This is a genomic window from Novipirellula sp. (genome assembly GCF_041583735.1).
Lineage (GTDB): Bacteria > Planctomycetota > Planctomycetia > Pirellulales > Pirellulaceae > Novipirellula.
Genome location: NZ_JBFHFD010000435.1, coordinates 1 through 7,425, shown reverse-complemented (window position 1 = coordinate 7,425; position 7,425 = coordinate 1). Strand labels below are relative to the sequence as shown.

At 56.9% G+C, this 7,425-nt stretch carries 5 protein-coding genes; 3 read left to right on the top strand and 2 right to left on the bottom strand.

Annotation, left to right across the window (positions count from 1 at the left end; all coding sequences use genetic code 11):
• Nucleotides 1-697: sulfatase-like hydrolase/transferase (locus ABX962_RS24990; protein WP_372723355.1), on the top strand; the 697-nt coding region annotated here is incomplete at its 5' end.
• A 355-nt stretch (nucleotides 698-1,052) separates the two neighbouring features.
• Here ABX962_RS24990 and ABX962_RS24985 read toward each other — a convergent pair.
• Nucleotides 1,053-3,221 carry a PQQ-binding-like beta-propeller repeat protein gene (locus ABX962_RS24985; protein WP_372723357.1) on the bottom strand — a complete coding sequence of 723 codons (2,169 nt, stop codon included), beginning with the start codon at nucleotides 3,219-3,221 and terminating at the stop codon, nucleotides 1,053-1,055.
• A 317-nt stretch (nucleotides 3,222-3,538) separates the two neighbouring features.
• On the opposite strand from ABX962_RS24985, the gene ABX962_RS24980 reads away from it, so the two are divergent.
• Nucleotides 3,539-4,468, top strand: a complete 930-nt coding sequence (locus ABX962_RS24980) for a carbohydrate kinase family protein (protein ID WP_372723354.1) — start codon at nucleotides 3,539-3,541, stop codon at nucleotides 4,466-4,468.
• 91 nt (nucleotides 4,469-4,559) lie between these two features.
• Here ABX962_RS24980 and ABX962_RS24975 read toward each other — a convergent pair whose 3' ends face one another.
• Entirely contained in the window at nucleotides 4,560-6,404 is a 1,845-nt protein-coding gene (locus ABX962_RS24975; protein WP_372723353.1) for a mucoidy inhibitor MuiA family protein, read from the bottom strand.
• A 165-nt stretch (nucleotides 6,405-6,569) separates the two neighbouring features.
• On the opposite strand from ABX962_RS24975, the gene ABX962_RS24970 reads away from it, so the two are divergent.
• On the top strand, nucleotides 6,570-7,425 hold an 856-nt coding region (locus ABX962_RS24970), incomplete at its 3' end, for a hypothetical protein (protein ID WP_372723352.1).

Below are 7,425 nucleotides of genomic sequence, written 5' to 3'. Positions count from 1 at the left end.
GAAAAAGGGAGTGCAGAAACGAATCGCACAGTACTACGCGATGTGCGAATGGTTCGACGAAACCTGCGGAACGCTGTTGGACCACATCGACGACGCGGGAATTGCCGACGAGACGCTTGTCATCTACGTCACGGACAACGGCTGGATCCAAAAGGAAGTCGGTGGCTACGGACCGCGATCCAAACGGAGTCCCTACGAGCTTGGAACACGAACGCCGATCATGTTCCGCTGGCCAGGAAAAATTCCTCCTGCGGATCGCCCCGAACTTTGTTCGTCGATTGATTTTGTGCCGACCGTTTTAGCGGCCGCCGAAGCCGAGGGGCCGCACGATTTTCCCGGGCTGAATCTGCTGCCGCAATTGAAGTCGGGCGAGGCCATCGAACGAGATACGATTTTTGGTGAATCATTTGCCCACGACATCGCCGACATCGAAAACCCTCAAGCATCGCTGCTGTATCGCTGGGTGATCCACGGTCATGACAAGCTCTTGCTGACCTACGACGGAGCGCCCGGATCGATGAGGTACCCGCCTGAAAACGCTGAGCCTCAGCTTTACAACCTGAAAGACGATCCGAAAGAAACGGTGAATCTCGCGGAGGCGAATCCAGCAAAAGTCAAAAAGCTCAGTGCGCTGCTGGACGAGTGGTATGTACCGAGCGAGCGTCAAGCGGGCAAGTTGGCCCCCACAACTCGCTAGGCACGACCAAGGCCGCCAATCTCGCAGAAGTCGATTCGGGCCACGCGGTGAAGCATTTTTCCCCACGACAAACGAAGCCGTTTGTCGTGGGCGGAACAGCGTCACGGCTTGTTGATTGAATCCAAATGCAGATCGCAATGGCTCGCCGTAAGGCACCGGGGCGTGCGTGGGACCCGGCCGCTGACGCGCGAGCGGCTCAATAAAACAACAAGCCGTTTTGGGGGCAAGCGGCATCTTTCTGCGCTGAAAGATGCCCCACTACTTCCACCCTGGTGGACCAAGCAAACAGGGCATCACCCCGCGAGATGTCGTCGCGGAACCTGCTTGGAAAACAGGTGGTCACACGCGATAATCATCAGTCGCCATTTTGGGTGACCGTGACGTTGTCAATGAAAATTTCCGCATTGGTCGCGTTGCCAAACAGTCCAGGGCTGCCGTGATGATTCGGGGCTTCGTCGGTCGCCGTCAGCGTCCACTCGCTCGGTTCGGCTTGATCTCGCGGCCACACTTTGCCATGGATGATCGCTTCACCGTTTTCGACTTTGGCTTGCACCTTCAGCGTGTACCAAGTGTCCGCTTGCCATTGCAAAGGAACGCTCTTGGCCATCCGTAGTTGAGCGGTCCAGGTGCGAATTTGCAGCTGTTGTGACTCGCCCATCAAATCAAGCGTGTAGCGTCCGTTGATCAACCCGATATCGGGAAGTTTCGATGCTCCTGGGGCCGCTTTGACGTCCGCAGTTACGGTGTAGTCGCTTAAATCGGTCGGTCCCATCCAGGTTTGGCTACGGGTTCCTTTGGGAATCGTGGTGATTTTGACCATCATTGGATTTCCGTCGATCGTCCTTGCTTCGTGGCGATAACGAGCTCCGATCCAAGTAACGGGAACTTCGCCTGAGGAAAAGTCGAACGCCCATGGCAGATCGGGGATCACACGCAAGCGAGCTTGGTGCGAAATCGAGCCGCTCCGCACGGTCACGATCGCAGCTTGGTGGGCATTGTCGCCGGACGAATGGAACAATCCTTCAGAATCAACGGTGCCGCCATCGCCAGTGACTTCAAACGTCAAGGCGGTGGGCAGCGAATCGAGTCGTTGGCCGAGCGAGTTGAACGCAATCACTTGCAGCGGAAGCGTGCTGCCTTGTTTGACGATCGCTTCGGCGGGAATCAGTTGCAGCTGAGCGAGTTGAGGATTTTCGCTGAGCGGACGTTCCGCTGCTGCGGGCTCGATTGGCCCCACGCTCGGTTTCACCTCTTCGTCGCCGAGACAGAACAGCCCTGCGGTGGTCGGCAGATAGATTCGGCCATGCGAAACGATCGGCGATCCGCCCACGTCATGCCCGCTAGGCAGCCGAACTTTGAACAGCGTCTCGACACCGTCTTCGCTCGGCTTGAGCACATAGAAATAGCCCGTCGCGGTGCACGCATAAATCTTGCCATCGGCGTACAGCAGGCTGCCTCGCATGGCGGTGCCAAGTTTGAGTGGCTTGCCAATGGCTTCACCCGTTTCGCTATCCAAAACATGCAATCGCGATGAGTCTTCGACCACATAGATCCGGTCGTTGATCTTCAGCGGCGAGCTTTTTCCGACGGTCAGTTCTTCGGTTCGCCACTGCTCGGCCGAGGCCGAATCGAGCGACGCGAATTCGCCATCGATGCGGACGACCGCGCCCATTGCGGTGCCTTCGGGATTTTCTTCGCCATGGCTGGCGTACACCTTGCCGTTGTTGTCGACCGTGACGCTGGTGTTGATGCCGCGTCGTGAGAGGACTTCTTGCCAAAGCACTTTGCCGGTGCGTGGCTGGATCGCATGGATCGTGCCGTCGCCTGAACCGGTGACCAAAACCTGTTGGCCGTTGATCACCGCGATCGTCGGGGTGCTGTAAGTGGTGTCTTCGGGTAACGGACGTGTGCTGGTGATCCACACCAAGTCGCCATTGTTTTTGTCAAATGCCAAAAAACGGTGAGCTGGGCGGGCGGTTTCATCCCAACCAGTGGTCACGCCACTGATGACGACTAGGTTTTCAAACACCACCGGCGAATTCGTGCGGCCACCATACGTGCTGAGCATCCCGTACTCTTCGCTCAGCGAGCGTTCCCAGAGCGTTTTTCCGGTTTCGCCATCGATGCACTGCAGCAAACAACACGCACCTAGCGAATAGACTTGGTTCGTCTCGGGGTCGCCACAGACATTGGACCATCCGACACGTTCGGCGGGAACGTCCGAAAGAAACACGTTGTAGATGTTCTCCCAAATCAGCTCGCCGCTGGCGGCGTCCAAACAGATCACCTTTTCAGCGTCCTTGCGGGTGCCTGGTGAATCACGCACGATCGTGTAAAGTCGTCCGTGCATCACGATCGGCGTGGAAATGCCCGCCGCGATTTCGCTTTTCCACAAAACGTTGCTGCCCGGGCCGCCTTTGGGGTTAAACTTTTCAATCAGCCCGGTTTCGTACGAGCAGCTGTTTTGTTGAGGGCCTCGCCAATTGGGCCAATCCATCGGATCGACGTCCGCGGCGGATGCCATCGGGGCAGCCAGCGTGATCGCAAGTAGGGTGGTGCAAAGGGCGACGTAGGTGAGCAGCGAGCGGAAGCGGACGAGATTGCGTCGTGACGCAAACGTGTCCAGGAGATGCCAGTGAGCCACAGCGATGGGTATCCGACAACATGGTGAGTGACGCGACTGGAATCAATTGCAGCCGCCACGCGAGCGCCGCGTGGACAAACAGGGGCCGCTTTGGGAAAGCGTTTTGCAAGCCCAGTCTTCTTCGTCATAGAACGATTGATAATTGATGCGAGCCGCGATGGTGTCAAGGGAGCTAATCAAGAAACAAGGAAACTCCGTTGCAAAAACAAATTGATGTGATCGGAATTGGGGTCTCGGTGCTCGACGCCGTGATGGTGGTCGACGGTTTTCCGGCCGAGGAATCGGTGGTGCGAGCCCAGCAGCGAGCGGTCGGGATCGGCGGCGGAATCGCAGTGGCCACGGCGACCGCGGCCGTGCTCGGTGGAAGAGCCGCATTTGCCGATTTGCTGGGGTTTGATCCGATGTCCGAGTCGATTTTGGCAGCGCTACGTGCCGCGTCGGTCGATGTCCGTTGGGTCCAGCAAAGCGACGATCAAACCGCTTCGGTAGCGACGATTTGGGTTAACGCCGCGTCAGCATCACGGACGATCGTGTTTTCGCCCGCCAGCGACCTTGAATTGCCATGGAGCGACGAGCTGGCGCGCGGCGTGGCCGCCGCAAAAATTCTTCATCTCAATGGGCGACACTTGCGAACTTGTTTGCAAGCGATCGAGGTTGCCAAACAGCACGATACGCTGGTTTCGTTTGATGGCGGAGCCCACCGCTACCGCAGCGAGGTGCTGCCCCTTGTTCGGGCGAGTGATATTTTGATCGTGTCCGAACATTTTGCACAGGAACATTTCAAGTCCCAGACAAAATCAGATGCCGCGGTTTCGCCCGACGAACTTGTCTCGTTTCTGCAACGTGAGTTCGGCTCGCGTTGCGTCGGTGTGACTTGCGGTGAACGCGGCAGTTGGATTGCCGAGACCGATCAGTCGCCCTGGCATCAACCGGCTACCGCGGTCGAGGCGGTTCGCGACACCACCGGATGCGGCGACACCTATCACGGTGCGTTCCTGTTCGCTTGGTCGCAAGGGCGGTCACCGCGTGAGTGTGCTCGCATCGCATCCGTCGTTTCGGCGCACAACGCCACGGGGTTAGGCGCGTTTGCCTTCGATGCAGACAAGATTGCTGCGATGCTGAAGTGAGAGTGACGCACGCCAATGGCTGGGACCAATGTCAACTACTTTGGGAGCGTTCGCGGCGCGAGCCCAATGGATGGATCAGGACGATTTTGTTTTAGAAGATGCCACCACCGCCCATGCCACCGCCAAATCCGCCGCCGCTTGAGTTTTCAAAACGATAATCGCTTCGCATCTGTTCGAGCATGCGGTCACCGACAATGCGTTTCTCGCGATCGTGTTCAATCGTAAACGAGTATTCGAAATCGTAGGCGTTGCTGCCAAACCGATCGGCCGGGATTTCGAGATCCCAACGCAATATTCCGGTTGGCCGCTGCATTCGCAGGTAGAGCGGATCGGTGGACAATTGATTCGCCGCGTCCGTCGCCAGCGTGATGCTGATCGATTCGTTTGCAGTCGCCAGCGGGATGCGGTCCAACAAACGGATGGGGGTCACGGTGTTGTGATAGTTGGAAACGACCAATCGGTATTTCAGAGTGACGCGTTGGTTGCCGCCGTGGACCGACGAATCACGGGACATCAATTCGCGTCGCGTTCGGACTTGGCGGTCGGCTCCAAATCCGATTCGGAAACGTTGTCCCGCCGCGGTGGGCGGCAGCGTTGTGCGGCCGATAAATTTTTCGTTCAAGTAAACGTTGGCATCACCAGCGATCAAGTTTCGACCGATCGTGTTTTTTAAGTCCGCTTCGCGAAAGGCAAAACTGCTTAATAGCGGTGTGACAACGTAATTCAAATCGCCGGTGAGGGTATCGTGTGTCACCGCGACGACTTGGTCTTCAAGTCGACTTGGGATTTGGATGCGGTCGGCGATCGTGTAGCTCTCGTCGCTGACGTTCGCTCCCGCATCCAAGGCGATATCGCGTTGGACTTTCGCAGCAGACTCGAGTTCAGCAATTTGCTTCATTCCCGATTCGGCATTGCGAGTGATGTCGCGGTGCCAAACCATTTGGTCTTGCCATGAGGGGATTTCCAACTCGCTCGGCGCCATCGACGACGTCTGCGATGACAACGCTGCACTTGATTCCGCGATGCCGATACGCAACGGGGTCAGACCGGGGGCGGCGGAGTGCAGATCGGGTTGAGCGGTCGACAGGGTCAGCTTTACATTGTCCCAATCTTCGCCGCTGTTTTGCACGATCACGCTTTCAAATTCGAGCAAAAATTCCGCTTCTTCCTGAGTGATGTGTTGGCCGCGGACCGTATAGCTCGGCGACCATCCGACCTCGCTGACTTGGTAGCTGAACCGAAGTGGCCCGCCGTCAGGTGAGATCACTTCGATTAGCGCCTCGCTTGTCGTGCCTCGTGTATTGTGGAGCGACTCGATGCTCGCGCGGTTGACTTGGATTGCCTTGGTCAAATCGTCGATTGTGGTTTGCTGCTCATGTAATTCTTGGGCGAGTTGACGTCGCCGCTGCATGGTGAAATCGGTCAGTGCGGTAACGGATTGCACGTCCAGTGTGGCGCGATCCAGGTTTTCAAGCGTTTTGCTTGCTGAAAAATCGACAAGTTTCTCAAGCGTGAGCAAGTCCTGTTCAATCACGGTCGACGTTTGTTTGGCGTTATTCAGATCACGCAGCAGCGCCGCGTATTGGTCTGCAAGCGTTTTGACTTTTTGCTCGTTTTCGGGCGAAAGTGAGTCAACGGTCATCACGCGAGTCGATCGAATGACGCTGCCCGATTCACATTGCGAAAACGCGGAACCTGCCACATAACTCGCTGGCAAGTCGGTCACCCGGATTTGTTGCAAGTCCGCCGAGGCGGGAACGTCGATCCGGCGAACAACACTCGCTTGGTCGCGGTACAGCGTGACGGAATCGATTGTGTCGGTGCCCGCTGCGATCGATTCGGCGGCACTGGTTTGATGGACGTTGGTGACAAGCAAGTGGATCGACATTGCCCATGCGATGATGATCACGAGCGAAGGGGTTCTAAACGTGCGCATAGTGGATTCCTTGTTCACGACGTCATTTTCCGGATGGTTAGGAAAAGGTGAATCGAGGGATTGCCGATGTGTGCAAATCGAATGCAGCAAATTGCAACACCTTTGGCAAACTTGATCACGCACTCCAGTGCAGCGCACGATGAATTCTCTCGATACCGTGGTTGAATGCACTTGGAATGCCAATTGCTGGACCGCTACCACGATGGAGTTCGAATTCACCTCACACTGCGAGTGGCTGCCATGATGTTGTCTGGGCTGCGTTGGCGATCGATATTCGCGACAGGGATCGTTTTCATTGCGGCATCGGTGGCCGATGCTCAATCGATAGTGCCGAACGACGTGATACACGGCATGCACGCTCACGTTACTCGAGAAGGTGGCGAGGTTGCGTCGTGGCAAATCGATCCGTTTATGACTGAACAGCAAGAGGCTGACATCTTGGCGTTTTTGCAAGAGCCATGCCGATTTGCCTGGGACGACGGTCTCACGTTACCTCAGTTGACGCGAGACATGTCGACCCGTGTTGCCACCGAGATTGACGTTCACGCTTTGCAAGAGATTGGGCTGAAGGAAAGCCTTGTGCTGATTGCAAAGAGACACGAGCAACCGAGTTTTGCAATCACGGATCATGATCCGTTTGCAGGGCCGTCCCGATCGGAGTCGCAGCGGCGTGACCAAACCGCCGATTCGCAAGTGAATGTACCGGGCGGTGCGGCGAATCGCACCGGAGTTGTTCCGTGGTGGCGAAGTTCCGAGGTGACGAGGGGGTTGGACTATAGCCGGGCGGACATCCAGACGCCGAGTGTCGGTGCGAAGGTGGCCCATTTGTTAGCGCAGTCTGATTTAGTGCTCTCGATACGCTCAGGACAGCTAACGATCACCACGCGAGAAGGTGCCGAGGAGCAACTGGCGATTCGCGTCTATGACGTCACGCCCTTGGTCGGACGCCAGCGCGAGCCGGAGACGAAATGGAACGCCAGCGGGGCGGCATCGTGGCAGCCATCATATTCCCGTCGCGGCG

Coding starts and splice junctions, on each gene's coding strand:
- ABX962_RS24975 (WP_372723353.1), bottom strand. CDS start 6,404: ATGCGCACGTTTAGAACCCCTTCGCTCGTGATCATCATCGCATGGGCA.
- ABX962_RS24985 (WP_372723357.1), bottom strand. CDS start 3,221: ATGGCATCCGCCGCGGACGTCGATCCGATGGATTGGCCCAATTGGCGA.